The organism is Pandoraea sp. CB10b_02 (genome assembly GCF_002216225.1).
Classification (GTDB): Bacteria; Pseudomonadota; Gammaproteobacteria; order Burkholderiales; family Burkholderiaceae; genus Pandoraea; species Pandoraea nosoerga.
Window position 1 is genome coordinate 1 of the sequence record NZ_NJGW02000017.1, and the last position, 15318, is coordinate 15318.

Annotated in this window: 12 protein-coding genes; 7 read left to right on the plus strand and 5 right to left on the minus strand. The window is 66.8% G+C overall.

The window, feature by feature from the left end; all coding sequences use genetic code 11:
• Positions 1-875: 875 nt before the first annotated feature.
• Entirely contained in the window at positions 876-2417 is a 1542-nt protein-coding gene (locus tag CDN36_RS16790; RefSeq protein WP_244958161.1) for a phospholipase D family protein, read from the plus strand.
• Positions 2418-2448: 31 nt separating this feature from the next.
• On the opposite strand, the gene CDN36_RS16795 is transcribed toward CDN36_RS16790, so the two are convergent.
• The 4 genes from CDN36_RS16795 to CDN36_RS16810 all read right to left on the minus strand — a co-directional run bounded on the left by CDN36_RS16795 (position 2449) and on the right by CDN36_RS16810 (position 7390).
• Complete coding sequence (locus CDN36_RS16795) at positions 2449-5022, minus strand: TonB-dependent siderophore receptor (RefSeq protein ID WP_502920381.1); 2574 nt, start codon at positions 5020-5022, stop codon at positions 2449-2451.
• A 108-nt stretch (positions 5023-5130) separates the two neighbouring features.
• Positions 5131-6141: a FecR domain-containing protein gene (locus CDN36_RS16800; protein WP_287497339.1), complete on the minus strand. Its 1011-nt coding sequence runs from the start codon at positions 6139-6141 to the stop codon at positions 5131-5133.
• Positions 6138-6635, minus strand: a complete 498-nt coding sequence (locus CDN36_RS16805) for a sigma-70 family RNA polymerase sigma factor (protein ID WP_287497340.1) — start codon at positions 6633-6635, stop codon at positions 6138-6140. The genes CDN36_RS16800 and CDN36_RS16805 overlap by 4 nt, the downstream gene beginning before the upstream one ends.
• Positions 6636-6766: 131 nt before the next feature.
• Positions 6767-7390 carry a M24 family metallopeptidase gene (locus CDN36_RS16810; RefSeq protein ID WP_287497398.1) on the minus strand — a complete coding sequence of 208 codons (624 nt, stop codon included), beginning with the start codon at positions 7388-7390 and terminating at the stop codon, positions 6767-6769.
• 479 nt (positions 7391-7869) lie between these two features.
• Between CDN36_RS16810 and CDN36_RS16815 the strand changes: the two genes are divergently transcribed.
• Entirely contained in the window at positions 7870-8838 is a 969-nt protein-coding gene (locus CDN36_RS16815; protein ID WP_502920382.1) for a GlxA family transcriptional regulator, read from the plus strand.
• Between the two features lie 53 nt (positions 8839-8891).
• Here CDN36_RS16815 and CDN36_RS16820 read toward each other — a convergent pair whose 3' ends face one another.
• Complete coding sequence (locus CDN36_RS16820) at positions 8892-9866, minus strand: LysR family transcriptional regulator (RefSeq protein WP_150555637.1); 975 nt, start codon at positions 9864-9866, stop codon at positions 8892-8894.
• A gap of 90 nt (positions 9867-9956) precedes the next feature.
• Here CDN36_RS16820 and CDN36_RS16825 point away from each other — a divergent pair, with 90 nt between their 5' ends.
• The 5 genes from CDN36_RS16825 to CDN36_RS16845 all read left to right on the plus strand — a co-directional run bounded on the left by CDN36_RS16825 (position 9957) and on the right by CDN36_RS16845 (position 15281).
• Positions 9957-11582 (plus strand): ATP-dependent acyl-CoA ligase, encoded by a 1626-nt coding sequence (locus CDN36_RS16825; RefSeq protein ID WP_287497341.1) that lies wholly within the window; start codon positions 9957-9959, stop codon positions 11580-11582.
• Between the two features lie 108 nt (positions 11583-11690).
• On the plus strand, positions 11691-13025 hold the full coding sequence (locus CDN36_RS16830) for an MFS transporter (RefSeq protein ID WP_150555635.1): 1335 nt from the start codon (positions 11691-11693) through the stop codon (positions 13023-13025).
• Position 13026: 1 nt separating this feature from the next.
• A complete protein-coding gene (locus tag CDN36_RS16835; RefSeq protein WP_287497342.1) occupies positions 13027-14238 on the plus strand; it encodes a thiolase family protein in 1212 nt (403 codons plus the stop codon).
• Entirely contained in the window at positions 14235-14537 is a 303-nt protein-coding gene (locus CDN36_RS16840; protein WP_150555633.1) for a Zn-ribbon domain-containing OB-fold protein, read from the plus strand. Before CDN36_RS16835 ends, CDN36_RS16840 begins: the two co-directional genes overlap by 4 nt.
• Positions 14538-14561: 24 nt before the next feature.
• Entirely contained in the window at positions 14562-15281 is a 720-nt protein-coding gene (locus tag CDN36_RS16845; protein ID WP_287497343.1) for an SDR family NAD(P)-dependent oxidoreductase, read from the plus strand.
• Positions 15282-15318 lie beyond the last annotated feature (37 nt).

A 15318-nucleotide genomic window follows, 5' to 3' on the forward strand; every position in this document is an offset into this window, starting at 1 on the left:
TCGCTCTCAAAGTAGGCTGACAAGTTAATTGCTTAACTTACCTTTTACTATGTGAGCCTCAATAAATTTAAAGCTTATCTGCCGAAGCAGACGCACCATCCATCGAGTGCCCACACTTATCGGTTGTTCAATTTTTAAAGATCAATCGCGTCTGACTTCGCTTCGTCGCCAACAACTTGCCGCGCCGTTGCTTCGTTTTTCGCGTCGCTGCATCAGCAGCAGAGAAGTGAGATTATGTCGCAGCTTCTCGTCGTCGTCAACAGTTTTTTCGCACCTCCCGCTCGCCGCCGTAGCGACTCGCCCGCTCAAAACCGCCAACCACCGGGGCCTCTCGGCCCCCTCCCGCCCCATCGCTTCGCTGCTTGCGCCGCGTCGCCGTCGTTGCGAGAGACGAGATATTAGTGAAAACCCCGAAGCCGTGCAAGGCCTTTGTGAAAATAATTTGAAAAGACGCGAAAGCAGGCAAAAAAAGCCCGCCTCAAGGGCGGGCCGAGTTCCACGGGACAGGACACATGGAGGAGACGGGTTCACTGTATCCGCGCATCCCCCGACGACGCAACCAACGAAATCGCATATGCTTCCCAAAAGCTTGCCCATATGGAAAGGTCAGGCGGACGCGATGGCGTCTGATGGCGTCTTCTTCTCAGCAATTCCTCTCTATATATAGGGCGTCCGGGATGGTCCCTTCAACGTACATTTCGCCTCGCTCACGCCCGCCCGCTCCGCCTTCGGCCAGCGCCGACGCGCCATCACGGTCCGCCCCCACCACCCCCACCACCCCCGCCGACCCCAGCTCGCACCGCGCCCATCGGTCCGGGTTTCACCGATGGATCGGCATCGCCGCCCTCGCGTTTGCCGTTGCGGCCTGCACATCGGTGCGGCCACCGGCGGAACCGTCGCAGTGGACGTCCCACACGCCCGCCAACACCCCGGGCGCGCTGGCGAGCGCCCTCGCGCCCGCGATCCGTGCGCACGACAAGCAGTCCGGCTTTCAACTGCTGGCCACCGGCTCCGCGGCATTCACCACGCGCATCGCTCTCGTACAGGCGGCGCAGCACAGCCTCGACGTCCAGTACTACAGCGCCGGCGAGGACCTCACCGGCCGCCTGCTGCTCCAGGCCCTGCTCGATGCCGCGGATCGAGGCGTGCGCATTCGCATGCTGGTCGACGACATCAACCGCCGCCACACGGACCCCGCGTTCGCCGTGCTCGACCAGCACCGCAACATCGAGATCCGCGTGTTCAACCCCTTCGGCACGCGAGACACCACGTTGCTCGAGCGAGCCGGCAACCTGCTCACCCGCTTCGACCAGCTCAACCGCCGCATGCACAACAAGGCGCTTGTGGCCGACAACCAGGTGGCCATCATTGGCGGCCGGAATCTGGGAGACGAATACTTCGACGCCAACCCGGATCTCTCCTTTCGCGACTTCGATCTGCTGTGCGCCGGACCGGTGGTCGATGCCGTCTCGCGCAGCTTCGATCATTTCTGGACGAGCCCCCAGGCCTACTCGCTCAAGCAGGTCCAGTCGAAGATCGACGACGAGACGCTCGCCGCCACGCGCGACGCGCTCGCACAGCACTGGCGCGACGCCGACGCCCTGCCCGCCGGTCGCGAGGCGCTGCATCAGCCGCCGCTGGCCGACGGGCTGCGCACCGGCAAGGTGCCGCTCTTCTGGGCGCCGGCCGAGCTCGCGGCCGACACGCCGGACAAACTCGACGCCCCCGCCGGCCAGACGCAAAGCGCGCCCGGTGAAAAGCTGCGCCAGCTCGCGGCAAACGCGCAAAGCGAGTTCCTGATCATCTCCCCGTACTTCGTGCCGATGGACGGCGGCGTCCGATTCCTGTCGAAGCTCGCCCAACGCGGCGTCAAAGTGCGCGTGCTGACGAACTCGCTGGCGGCGACGGACGTCGTACCGGTCCACGCCGGCTACGCGCGCTACCGCCCCGCGCTGCTCAGGGCCGGCATCGAGCTCTACGAATTCAAACCGATTCGCAGCGACACCGATGCCCCCTCCCCGCGGCGCGTGCAATTCGGCGGCTCCTCGCGTGCGAGCCTTCACGGCAAGGCCTACGTGATCGACCGGCGCGACGTCGTTCTGGGCTCATTCAACCTCGACCCGCGCTCGGTGCGTCTGAACACGGAACTGGCGATCGTCATCCACAGTCCCGACTTCGCCGACCGCATGGCGCGCATCTTCGATCGGGCCACATCGCCGCGCACCAGTTTCCGGGTGGTGCTCGCGCCGCCGGACGCAACGCCGCCCACGCCCATCCCGCCGACCATGCCGGCGTTGCGCTGGGTGGGCGAGGAGAACGGGCAGCCGCGCACGTTCGACGTCGAGCCCTACGCGTCGTTCTGGCGCAATTCGGTGGCGGGCGCCTTCACCCTGCTGCCGAGCGACGACCTGCTCTGAGCACACATGCACGAGCTCCCGCGCGCGCCCGTCAAAATTCGAACGTCGCCAGGAGCGTGGCCGAACGCGCGTCGCCCACAGCCACGAAGTACTGGCTGGCGCTCGACGGGTAATACGTCTTGTTGAACACGTTCTTGACGTTGAACTGCAAGTGCACCGGTCGGCGCCCGATCTTCGTATCGTAGGTGGCGAACACGTCGGCGACGAAGTACGCCGGCAGCGTGAAGCTGTTGGCCGAATCCCCCGGACGCGCGCCGACATAGCGCCCGACCGCCCCGAGCCGCAGGTGGCCGCCACCGAAGCCCCCGCCCAGCACGGGCCCCCAGTCGTAGACGCCCGCGAGCGAGGCCGTATGGCGCGCCACGTTCGCCAGCGTGTTACCGGCGTAGAGCGGATCGTCGGTGGTCTTCGCGTCGATGAACGCGTAGCTGGCGATCACATTCCACCGCTGCCCGATACGGCCCGACACATCGAGCTCGACGCCCCGCGAACGCGCCGCCCCGGAGGTCCGCCAGTCGATCAGTTTGGTCGCGTCGTTGAATTGGGAGACGAGCACGTTGCGCTTGTCGATGTTGAACAGGGCCAGCGTGCCGCTCAGCCCTTCGGGCATGTCGAGCTTTGCGCCGAGTTCGTAGGACTTCGCATGCTCCGGTGCGACGTTCGAGTCGATCACCACTGCGCTGGCCAACGGCGCGATGGTGGACGTCGGCTTGAGCGACTCCGAATAGCTGCCGTACAGCGACAGGTGCTCGGTCGCCTTGTAGACGACACCGGCGCGCGGCAACCACTTCGCATCCGACAGATTCGTGTTGGCCTGAAACGGTCGGCCCTTGCCCGCGATCTGGCTGTAGGTCAGCCACCGCACGCCTCCCACGACGATCCACCGATCCGTCACATGAACGGCGTCCTGAAAGAACAGCGACGCGTCGTGCAGCGTATCGGTCTGATCGCTGTCGCTCGCCGATACGGTGCTCGGGATCACCTCACAGCCGTACACCGGGTTCAGATAGAAGAACGTGCACTTCGACGCCTGACGAATCAGGTCGCGCCGATAGATCCGCCGATACTCCCAGTCGCCGCCGAACTGCACGTCGTGCCGCATGCCGGCCACTTGCACCTTCCCGTCGAGATAGGCAATACCGTAGCTGTCGGTGCTGTCCGAGCCGCGCGTGCCGTCGTTGCTGCGCGAAATGATGCCGGTCTTCGTGTTGATGCCATTCACGCGCAACTGCGTCGCGTCGTATGTCTCGTTGTTGTAGCTGTAGCCGAGATGCGCTTTCCAGGCCGCATCGAATTGATGATCCACGGTGAGCTGCGCCAGATGCGACTGCCCCGCCATTTCGTTGTGCACGTCGTCAAGACGCTCTCGCGCCGGGACGGCGAGCGGCTTGTTCGTCGTCGGATCGATGACGGTGCCGCGATCGAACGGCGTGAGGAAGTTGCGATACTCGTAGGAGAGCACGACCTGCGTGTCGCGGCCGTAATAGGCGAGCGCGGGCGCGACGAGCGTCTCGCGCTGCGAGCCGAAGTTGCGCCAGTACTGTTGATTGTTCTGGTCGACGACGAGCCGGTACGCCAGCCCGGTCTCGCCGACGGGCCCGGTGGTGTCGAGTGTTTCCTGCGCCCCGTTCTTGCCGTGCCCATACGTCGTGCCCGCCACGCTGAGCGCCGTATACCGCTCGAGCATGGGGCGTTTGCTCACCACGTTGACGACCCCGCCGGGGTCCATGATCCCGTAGAGCAGCGACGTCGGCCCCTTGAGCACTTCGACGGCGTCCGCGTTGGCGTTCAGCCCGCGCCCCTGCACGAGCGGCATGCCGTTGTGCATGATCGAGCCGTCGCGGTTGCCTCCGAAACCCCGCTTGAGCAACGTGTCCTGCGTACCCGCGAGCGTGTTGCCCTGCACGATGCCGCTCACATTGATCAACGCGTCGTCCAGCGTGCGCGCGCGTTGGTCGGCTAGCACCTGTTGCGGCACCACGTTGATCGCTTGCGGGATGTCAAGCACCGGCGCGTCGGAGCGCGAGACATTGGCTTGCGCCGGCATCCGATAGCCGTCGGCCCAGGGCTGCGCCTGCGCGTGCGTCATCGGCAGCGCGATGTCGCCTGCCGCCGCGCTGCCGATCGCGCCCCCGGCCACCGGCTCCGGCTGCGGCTGCGGCTGCGGCACGAGCGTGTAGCCCGCGCCTTGCGGCGACGCGACGAGCCCGGTGCCCGCGAGCACCCGGCCGAAGGCGGCCGGCACGTCGAGGCGCCCCTGGACGCCGGGGCTGCGTTTGCCTGACGTCAACGACGGCGTGTACGTCAGCAGAATGCCGGCCTCGCGACCGAAACGCGCGAGCACGGCGTCGAGCGCGCCTGCCGGAATGTCGTAAGCGCGCGCAGCGGCGCCTGCCGCCGCCGTTGCGGGCATTGCCGGCCCGGCAGCGCCCGGCGTCTGCGCGATCGCGTTCGCACCGGGCAGCGCCGCGGCGAACGCAACGCCCACCGCCGCGTACATGGCGCGACGGCGAAGCCCCGGCGGCGGCGCCTCGGCCTGGTGGCGGCCACGCGAACCGGCGGGGCGAACGGGAACGGGACAAACGTCGGGGAGTACGACAGCCATGGTGAGCGATCTCGAGCGGGCGATGAAAGAGGGGTTTCACTTGCCCTGTCACGCGAGCACGCCAAAACAGCTCACCTTTCCGGCAAAAAAGACGCAACGCCCGCCGGGTCAGCCTCGCGGCCCGACCGTCACCCAATAGCGAGTGAGCGACGAAACGCGAACGGGCAGCGCGTGCGGCAGCATGGCGAGGATGGCGTCCGTGTCCGCCAGCGGATACGTCCCGGACACGCGCAGCGCCGCGACTGCCGGATCGCACCGCACATAGCCGCGCCGGTAGCGCGCGAGCTCGGCAAGAAACGCATCGAGCCGCATGTCGGCGGCGACGAACATGCCATCGGCCCAGGCGCCATCGCCGTCGGCAAGCGGCGCGACGGCGCTCGCCCGCTGCGCCGTGAAGCGCGTCTGCTCGCCGGCCCGCACGGTGCGCGGGATCTCGCCGGGCCCCGCTGCCGCGGGCGTGACGCGCACTGCGCCGTCGAACACCTGCACCTGCGTGACGCCGCCCGCCTGCTGACGCACGGCAAAGCGCGTGCCCATCGGCATGAGCGTGCCCTGCGCGGTGGCGACCACCAGCGCGCGCGGCAGGGCATGCCTCGCGTCCTTGCCCGTCGTCACCATGATTTCGCCGTCGACGAGCGTGATGCGCCGCACGCCGCCGTCCATCGACCATCGCACGGCGCTGCGGGTATTGAGTACCAACGTCGTGCCGTCGGCCAGACGCCATGTGCCGCGCTCGCCCGCCCCGGTATGCGCGTCCGCCCGCAAGCCTTGCATGATCGACGTATCGCTCGCGAGCCACGCCCCGCCGCCCACGAACGCCGCGCCGACCATGGCCTTGAGCGCATGACGGCGCCCGCGCGAGCGCGGCGCCCAAAGTACCGAGTGCGCCGAGCGCACCGCGGTGGCGCCCAGCGTGTCCGAGACCTGCCGCATGCGCAGATCCGCACCTTCGATGTGGCGCCATGCCCGCTCGTGCTCCGGATGCGCCTCGCGCCACCGCGCGCAAGCCGCGCGCAGGGCGTCCGTGGCATCGCCGCCATGCAGCGTGATCCACCACTCGGCGGCTTGCCGCGCCACGTCGGCGTCGAAACCGCCAACGGCCGTTGCTCGTTGCGTCATCGTGCGCCCATCGCAAAGAAGCACTGCGTTGCGGCCCGCACGAGATGGCGCTTCACGGTAGCCAGCGAAATGCCGAGTCGCGCGGCAATCTCGGCATGCGTGAGTCCGTCGAGCTGCGCGAGAAGGAACGCCCGTTTGACAAGTGGCGGCAGACCGTCGAGACAGCGATCGATCTCGACCAGCGTCTCGAGCACGACGGCGCGCGCCTCGGGCGATGACTCGCAACCCTCGGGCTCGCGCGCCAGTGCCTCGAGATAGGCGCGCTCGATCGCTTCGCGCCGCCAGTGGTTGTACAGCACGCGTTGGGCGACGGTGGTGAGGAAGGCGCGCGGCGAGGCCAGCAGCCGAGGCGGATCACGCTCGAGCAGGCGCACGAACGTGTCGTGGACAAGATCGGCCGCGCGGTGCGAGCAGCCGGTCTTGCGATGCAGCCAGCCATGAAGCCAGCCATGATGGTCGTTGTAGAGTCCGTGCAGCGTGTCGTCGGCGGGCATGCGCCCCTCCTGTCCCCGGCCGGGTGTGGCCGGAAGGCTGGACACCCGCTTTGCAAATGAGAATCGTTCGCAGTATAGCAAACGACACCCAAAGAACGGCGTCCCGTCGTGCCGCCATCGCCGCCGGCGCCTCAGTAATACGTGTCGTCGAGCAGCATGTCCTCGAAGAACGCGCCGAAGCGCCGCTGCGGATCAAGCAAATGAATTTCCAGAATCCAGCGCATGGCCGACGGCGTCGCTTCGAAGTCGGCCAGCGTGCCGGTGTGAATCGCGGCATGCGGGAAGTCCGATACGCGATGACCGGGCAGCTCGAAGTTCAGCGTCCAGCCCATGCGTTGCGCGACCTCGTCGGCATACGCGTAGAGCGCGTGACCCGACGCGCCGTCGCGCAGCCACTTGGCGCGCACGTCGTGGAACAACGCTTCGGCGTCGCGCGCGCAACGCGCGTATCCGGCGTGCTCGCCCACGACGAAGCTCGCGCCGCCGTCACCCTCCCACGCGTCGAAGCGCGGCGCAATGTCGATGAAGAACAGATCGTTCTCGGCGAGCACCACGCCCGGCTCGGACGGCTGGCGCATCGGCTTGAGCGTGTTCCTGCCAAAGCGAACGCGCGTGGGGTGCCAGCTCAATTCGAGGCCGGCCGCCGCAAGGGTGCGCCTGGCCATCGCCACGGCGTCTTCCTCGCACATGCCCGGTCGCACCTGCGCGGCAATGTTGCGAATGGCTTCGCGGGTCTTGTTGCGCGCGAGCAGCATGCCGTCGACGGAAAATGCCGGGCCGACCCGCTCCGCGAGCGAGGCCGCATCGGGGTAGCGGACGCTGGCCGTGGCCGGCGCCCGGGACGAAGCGCCCGCCGCCGTGGCGGGCGCACCGGTCGCACGCGAAGTGGCGGGATGGGCGGGATGGGCGTGACGGGCGTGAGGGGCGTCATGAGCGGCATGAATGGCCTCGGTGGGGCCGGCAATGGCGGCGCCGGCGGAGCGGTTTGCGTGATCGGACATGGGGGCTCCTGTTCGGGATGGCGTTCGGGGGCATCGCGGCGACGCATTCGAACGTCCTCATGGCGCCGCCGCCGATGTCACCGATTGTCGAAGCGCCGTCCCGGCCGGTGGCGCAAGGCAGGCGGCCCGATTGCGCCAAACGGCGGCATCTTCGCGCCAGCGGGCGACCGCACCCGTGCGCGCGCGCCGCTTTCTGCCAAAATGCGGCCCATGTCTGCCAGCGCTTTCAAGCCATGATCCGGAACGTCGCCCTGCTGGTTTTCCCCGGCGTGCAATCGCTCGACGTAAGCGGCCCGCTCGATGTCTTCGCGGAGGCGAATCGCTTCCTGTTGCCCGGCGATCACTATCAGACGGAAGTCGTCGGCAGCGTGCACGGCGCCATCGCATGCTCGAATGGGATGACGCTGCTGCCGCGCCGTCACTATCAGGATGTGGGCGGCCATCTCGACTTGCTGCTGGTCGCGGGCGGCCCGTCGTTGCTGATGGACGATCTCGGCCCGAACGTCGCCCGATGGTTGCGCAACGCCGTGCCGCGCGCCCGCCGCTACGGCTCGATCTGCAATGGCGCGCTCGTGCTCGCGGCCGCCGGGCTGCTCGACGGCAAACGTGTGACGACGCACTGGAACGATGTCGACGTGCTTGCCGAACGCGCCCCTGCGGCCCGCATCGAGGCCGATCGTCTGTTCGTGCAGGACGGCAATCTGTACACGTCGGCGGGCGTTACGGCGGGGATCGATCTGTCGCTGCATCTGCTCGCGCAGGACCACGGCCCGCAAGTGGCGCTCAACGTGGCCAAGCGTCTGGTCGTCTTCACCCAGCGCGCCGGCGGCCAGTCGCAGTTCAGTCCATACCTCACGCCCTACGCCGAGCCGAGTTCCCCGGTGGCGCAGGTCCAGCAGTACGTGCTGGAGCATCTCGCCGAGCCGCTGTCGGTCGGCGACCTGGCGGCCGTCGCGAAGATGAGCGTGCGCAACTTCTCGCGGGTATTCGCGCGCGACGCCGGCGTGACGCCGGCCGAGTTCGTGAGCGCCGCGCGCGTCGACGCCGCGCGCGTCATGCTGGAAAACGGCAGCGCCCCCCTCAAGACGATCGCGTGGCAATGCGGCTTCGGCGACGCCCACAACATGCGCAAGGTGTTCCAGCGCCGCTTCGGCGTCTCACCGCAGCGATACCGCGAGCACTTCAGTCAGCCGCGGGACTGACCCCCGCGCGGCGCCGGCAGTCGCCCGGCAGTGACGAGACGTGATGGACGGGCTCACGCGCGTTGGGTCTTCGATCGCGGTCGCGGCGCACGCGCCGTGCTCCCCGTCTTCCAGTTGCCGCGACTCAAGGCTTCCACCACGGACGCTACGAACTGACGAAACCATCGTATGCCTTCGTCCGCGTCGAACGCCTGATGCCAATGAATCGTGGACTCGGCCTCGGGCGCCTCAATCGGCAACGGGTAAATCGCAAACTTCCCGGACGCGTTCAGAATCTGCGCCACTCCCCTGGGCAGCGTGGCCACCCAATCGGTCCGCTCCAGGATTTCCGGCACGATCGTGAAATGCGGCACGCTAATGGCCAGGCGCCGCTGCAGCCCGCCGCCGCTCAGCGTCTCCTCGATCACGAGATGGCTCGAATCCGTGGACGTCACCGCGATGTGCGACATGGCAAGAAACTGCTCCCGGGAGAGCACCCGGGCGGGCAGGCCGGGGCGCTTGCGCGTCATGCATGCATACGTCTCGCGAAACATCACGATGTGGTTCGTCATGCCCTTTAGCGTAGGCAGATTGCCGATCGCAAAGTCGAGCTGACCGAGCCGGAGCCGCTCTTCCACCACACTGGCGTCCACCTGCTCGACCGACAGACGCACGTTCGGCGCAGCGTGCTGGAGCGCTTCGCACAATCGCGGCAGGAACACCTGAACGCCGATGTCGCTCATCGAAAGCCTGAACTTTCGCGTGCTCGTGCGCGCGTCAAACACCTTGTCGTGGTTGAGGACCTCCTGAATGGACACCATCGCGCGGCCCAAAGGCAGCGCAAGCCGCTCCGCGGTCGGCGTCGGCAACATGCCGTCGCTCGCGCGCACGAACAACGGGTCGTCAAAGAGCGCACGCAGGCGCGACAACGCATAGCTCGTCGCGGGTTGCGACAGACCAATGCGCTCTCCGGCGCGCGTAATGTTGCGCTCTTCGAAGACCGCGTGAAACACCCGAAGCAGGTTCAGGTCGACGTCATTGATATCCATGGCACTTATGGTAATGATATTTACGATGCATTTGACGGATATGTTACCCATTTCTAGACTCCTTCACATTCATCGAAGGGGTATCGAGACATGGGATGTATTGAAACGATCGTCGCGCAGGCCAATGCCGCGACGCAGGCGCAAGGCGCGAGACATACACTGCCGGCACTTCTGTGTGCGCGCGCTGCGAGAAATCCCGGCGCGCCGCTGTTCTCCGACCGCAAGACGACATTGACCGGCGCAGACGCCATCTCGATTGCCGCGCGCCGCGCCGGCACGCTCGCGGCGCGCGGCATCGGGCGCGGAGACCACGTTGCGCTGCTGTGCGGAAACCGCGTGGAATTCATCGAAATGGTGCTCGGCTGCGCGTGGCTCGGTGCCGTGGCCGTCCCCATCAACACGGCCTCACGCGGGTTTCAGCTCGCGCACATCCTGCGCAACAGCGGCGCGCGACTTCTCATCGCCGAGGCCTCGTTGGCCGATTCGGTCAACGCGCTCGATGTCGATGACTTGCGCTTGGAGGAGATCTGGCTCATCGACGATCCAATGCCGGGCGCGCTCGCCCCGGCCTGGCCCACGCGGCCGGTGCCGCCCCTGGGGGACGCGATCCCGGCGGCAGCGCTGAGCGACGGCGATCCGTTCGCGATTCTTTACACGTCGGGCACCTCCGGCGTCTCGAAGGGCGTCGTATGCCCGCACGCTCAGTTCTACTGGTGGGGCCGGAATACCGGCGGCGATCTCGGCATCGTCAAGGGCGACGTTCTCTACACCTGTTTGCCCCTGTTTCACACCAACGCGCTCAATACGTTCTTCCAGGCCCTGATTCTCGACGCCATGCAGGTCGTCGACCGCCGCTTCTCCGCGAGCGGATTCTTCGACTCGCTGGTCGACACCGGCGCTACGGTCACTTACGTGCTCGGGGCGATGGTGCCGATCCTGCTCGGTCGCCCGGCGTGCGCCAACGAGCGACAACACAACGTGCGCGTGGCGCTCGCTCCCGGCGTGCCCGCGAACTTCCATCGGGAGTTCACGCAGCGCTGCGGCATTGCGCTGATCGACGGATTCGGTTCCACCGAGACCAACAGTGTGATCGGCGGCGACGTGAGCGCGCAGCGCGCGGGCTTCATGGGCCGCCTCGCCGCAGGTTTCGAGGCGCGTGTCGTCGATGAAAACGACATGCCCGTGCCCGACGGCGAACCCGGGGAACTGATCCTGCGCGCCAACGAGCCGTTTGCCTTTGCCAGCGGCTATCACGGCATGCCCGACAAGACCGTCGAAGCGTGGCGCAATCTTTGGTTCCACACCGGCGATCGCGTCATACGAAGCGAGGACGGCTATTTCCGCTTTGTCGATCGGCTCAAGGACGCCATCCGACGCCGCGGGGAAAACGTCTCCTCCTTCGAAGTCGAACAGGTCCTGCTCAGTCATCCGAGTGTCGAAACCGCGGCCGTCTTTGCCGTGCAGTCGGCGCTCGCGGAGGACGAGGTGATGGCAGCGGTCGTGCCGTGCGCCGGCCACACCATCGATCCTCTCGAGCTGATTCGCTACTGCGAACCGAGACTGCCCTACTTTGCGGTGCCCCGCTTCCTCGACATCGTGCCGGACCTGCCGAAAACCGAGAACGGAAAGATTCAGAAATTCAAGCTGCGCGAACGCGGCGTGAGCGCGTCGACGTGGGATCTCGACTCATCGGGATACCGCCTCAGACGCTCGTGATCGCCCGGATTTCCCACCCCGACGGCGCCGTGCACCCACATCGGCCAACGATACGGCGCGCACGTCCCCATACGCGTGCATCGACAGGTGCACCAGGAGGAGCTTCAGATGGCAAGCACGCAAACGTATAGCGGCCCGGAATCAGGCGGGACGGTGGCCAACATGGACGACCGATCGCTTCGGCGCATTGTGTTCGCTTCGGTGATCGGCAATGCACTGGAGTGGTACGACTTCTTTCTGTACAGCACCGCCGCGGCGCTGGTCTTCGGCGATCTGTTCTTTCCAAAGGGGACCGACCCGCTTCTCGGCACCCTGGCAGCATTCGCCGGCTTTGCCATCGGCTTTGCCGCCCGGCCGCTGGGCGGCGTGCTCTTCGGCCACATCGGCGACAAGTTCGGGCGCAAGGGCGCGCTGGTCTGGACGCTTTCCATCATGGGAGGAGCCACGTTCCTGATCGGCCTGCTGCCCACCTACGCGCAGGCGGGCTTCTGGTCGCCGGTGATGCTCATCGTGCTGCGCATTCTGCAAGGCATTGCGGCCGGCGGTGAGTGGGGAGGCGGCGTGTTGATGATCAGCGAGTCCGCGCCTGCGGACAAACGCGGCTACTACGCGTCGTGGAGCCAGATCGGCGTGGGCGGCGGCTTCGTGCTCTCCGCCGCCGTTTTCTACGCCGTGCAAATGCTGCCGAAGGACGCATTCATGGCCTGGGGCTGGCGCATCCCGTTCGTGCTCTCCATCGTCATCTTCGGCGTGGGTGTGTACATCCGGTCGCGCCTGCCGGAAAGCACGGAGTTTTCGAAGGCGGAAGCGGCCGGCAAGACCGTGCGTGCGCCGCTGCTCGACGTCATTCGCAAACACCCCAGGGAAATTCTGATGGCCATGGGACTGCGCGTGGCCGAGAACGGCGGCTCGTACATTGTCGTTGCGTTCGCGCTGGTCTACGGGAAATTCATCGGCGTGCCCAACGAGATCATGCTCGGCGGCCTGATCGTATCGATGATCGCCGAACTGTTCACGATTCCCTTGTGGGGCCGACTGTCCGACCGCTGGGGCCGAAAGCCGGTGTATATGACCGGCGCGCTGGGCTTCGTACTGATGGCGTTCCCCTTTTTCTGGCTGCTCGACACCCATACCCCCGCGCTGATCTGGCTCGCGTTCATGATTGGCAACGCGGTATGCCACGGCGCGATGATCGGCACCCAACCCAGCTTGATGGGCGAATTGTTCAGCACCGAAGTGCGCTATTCGGGCATGGCGCTCGGGCACGAGGTCGCATCGGTGTTTGCCGGCGGCCTGTCGCCGCTGATCGCGACCGCCCTGCTGTCTCATTACCACGCCGCCTGGCCAATTGCGCTGCTGATGATGTTCCTCGGTTCCGTCACAGTCGTCTCCCTGCTGTTCACGCGGGAAACCACGCGCCGAAGCCAGCGGCAGGGGCATTGATATGACACACCGTGATTTCAGCGGCGTGCTGATTGCCGCCGGCGCCGAGGTTCCGTATCGACGACGCGCCCCGGAAACCTCCACCGGCGATCTGCTCGCCGACGCGTTCTCCCGGGTGCTCGCCCAGTCGGGCTTCTCCGCCAAGGACGTCGATGGCCTGGGCGTTGCCGCATTCACCCTCGCCCCCGACCATGCCGTGGACATGGCATGGCGGCTGGGACTGAGCCCGCGCTGGTGCATGGACGACTGCCATGGCGGCGCAAGCGCCATCAACATGCTCCAGCACGCGGCGCGGGCGATCCAGTGCGGGGACGCGAACGTCGTCGCGCTGCTCTGCGGCGACCGCTTTGAAACGTCCGACTTCAGGCAACTGGTCGATCACTACAACCTGACGACGCGCAATTTGCTCAGACCGCTGGAGACGGGCGGGCCCAATGCCGTGTTCGCGATGCTCACGCAGCGCCACGCCCGCCGGTTCGATCTGAGCCCGCGCGACTACGGCGCATTGTGCGTGGCGCAGCGTGCATGGGCAGCGCAAAACCCCAATGCCGTGTACCGCGACCCGATGACGCTCGCGGACTACCTGGAAGCACCGCTCGTCGCGGATCCATTGAGACGCCTCGACTGTGTGCCGGTGGTCTGCGGCGCCAACGCCATCATCGTCGCACGCGCCAACTTGGTCCGCGGTACGCGCAGTGTGCGTATTCGCGCGCTGCAGAGCCTTTACAACACGGACCATCAGGCCGGCGACGGGCTGACGACGCCCCTGGCCGTCGTGGCGCCGGCCCTTTGGCAGCAGGCGGGCGTCGCGCCGAGCGACATGGACGTGATCTCGGTGTACGACGACTACCCGGTCATGGCGCTGATTCAGCTTGCCGAGCTCGGCTTCGCGCCCGACGGCGACATACGCGCCCTGCTCGCACGCATTGCCGCGCGTGAGCTCAACGTCAACACATCGGGAGGCCAATTGTCCGCGGGACAGGCGGGGGCCGCGGGCGGGATGCACGGGCTCGTCGAAGCTATCACGCAGTTGCAGCACGGCGGCGGCGAGCGCCAGGTGGCCGGCGCGCGACTTGCCGTCGTGAGCGGCTACGGCATGGTCGAGTATCGCTACGGCATGTGCGGCAATGCCGTGGTGCTCGAAGGCGTTACGGGACAAGCGGGACAAGTGAGAGAAGCGGAAGAAGCGGGAGAAGCAGGAGAAGCGTCATGACGTTGTCGGCATTTCAGTGCACTGCGTGCAATCACACGCTCTTTCCCGCGCGCTACTTCTGCCCGAACTGCGGCGGCGCCGATTGGCAAAGCGTGCCGCTCGGCGTGGGGACCGTCGCGGAGACTACCGTTGTACGCCAACGCGTCGGCCTGCCCAACGCGGCGCCCTTGCATCTCGCGAGCGTCCTGAGCGTGGCCGGCCCGGTCGTCATTGCGCGCTCGGCCGCCGCGCTCCATGCGGGTGACGTGGTCCGTCTGACGGTCGATTCCGCCGGCGCCATCGTGGCCGAGCGCACCTGACCCCCGAAACTGCGAGGACATGACATGCAAGTCGAAGGATCCGTGGCCTTTGTCTCCGGCGCCAATCGCGGCGTTGGCGCCTGTTTCGTGCAAACGCTGCTCGCGCAGGGCGCGCGCAAGGTCTATGCCGGCGCGCGCGATGTCGCGCTGTTGCCGCGGAACGACGAGCGCGTCGTACCGGTAACGCTGGATGTCACGCGTGCCGCCGACGTCGCGCGCGCCGCAAACCTTGCCGGCGACGTCAATTTGCTGATCAACAACGCCGGCATCAACCGGATCGTGCCGCCGTTCCGGGCAGGCCACCTGGAGGCCGCCCATGCGGAAATGGCAGTGAACTACTTCGGGACGCTGAACATGACGCTGGCATTCGCCCCGGCGCTCAAGCGCAATGGCGGCGCGCTCGTCAATGTTCTGTCGATTCTGGCCCGCGCCACATTGCCGGCGATGACGTCACTGAGCGCCTCCAAGGCCGCCGCCCTGCGCATGACCGAGGGCATGCGCGCCGAACTTCGCGCGCACGGCGTGCGCGTGCTCGCCGTCATGCCCGGCGCGATTGACACCGATATGTCGCGAGACGTGGGCGACATGCCCAAGCTCGCGCCCTCCGAAGTGGTGCTCGCCACACTGGCCGCGCTCGTCGACGGCACCGAGGATGTCTATGTCGGCGACATGGCCAAGGCTATCGCCTCGGGCCTCGCCACGGACAGGAGCGCAGTGCTGCGACAACTGGCCGGCAGCGGCTGACCGGTCGACCCGATTCATCGATTTGGACTCGCCGAAT

Coding starts and splice junctions, on each gene's coding strand:
- CDN36_RS16795 (WP_502920381.1), bottom strand. CDS start 5,022: ATGGCTGTCGTACTCCCCGACGTTTGTCCCGTTCCCGTTCGCCCCGCC.
- CDN36_RS16800 (WP_287497339.1), bottom strand. CDS start 6,141: ATGACGCAACGAGCAACGGCCGTTGGCGGTTTCGACGCCGACGTGGCG.
- CDN36_RS16805 (WP_287497340.1), bottom strand. CDS start 6,635: ATGCCCGCCGACGACACGCTGCACGGACTCTACAACGACCATCATGGC.
- CDN36_RS16810 (WP_287497398.1), bottom strand. CDS start 7,390: ATGCTGCTCGCGCGCAACAAGACCCGCGAAGCCATTCGCAACATTGCC.
- CDN36_RS16815 (WP_502920382.1), top strand. CDS start 7,870: ATGATCCGGAACGTCGCCCTGCTGGTTTTCCCCGGCGTGCAATCGCTC.
- CDN36_RS16820 (WP_150555637.1), bottom strand. CDS start 9,866: ATGGATATCAATGACGTCGACCTGAACCTGCTTCGGGTGTTTCACGCG.
- CDN36_RS16825 (WP_287497341.1), top strand. CDS start 9,957: ATGGGATGTATTGAAACGATCGTCGCGCAGGCCAATGCCGCGACGCAG.
- CDN36_RS16830 (WP_150555635.1), top strand. CDS start 11,691: ATGGCAAGCACGCAAACGTATAGCGGCCCGGAATCAGGCGGGACGGTG.
- CDN36_RS16835 (WP_287497342.1), top strand. CDS start 13,027: ATGACACACCGTGATTTCAGCGGCGTGCTGATTGCCGCCGGCGCCGAG.
- CDN36_RS16840 (WP_150555633.1), top strand. CDS start 14,235: ATGACGTTGTCGGCATTTCAGTGCACTGCGTGCAATCACACGCTCTTT.
- CDN36_RS16845 (WP_287497343.1), top strand. CDS start 14,562: ATGCAAGTCGAAGGATCCGTGGCCTTTGTCTCCGGCGCCAATCGCGGC.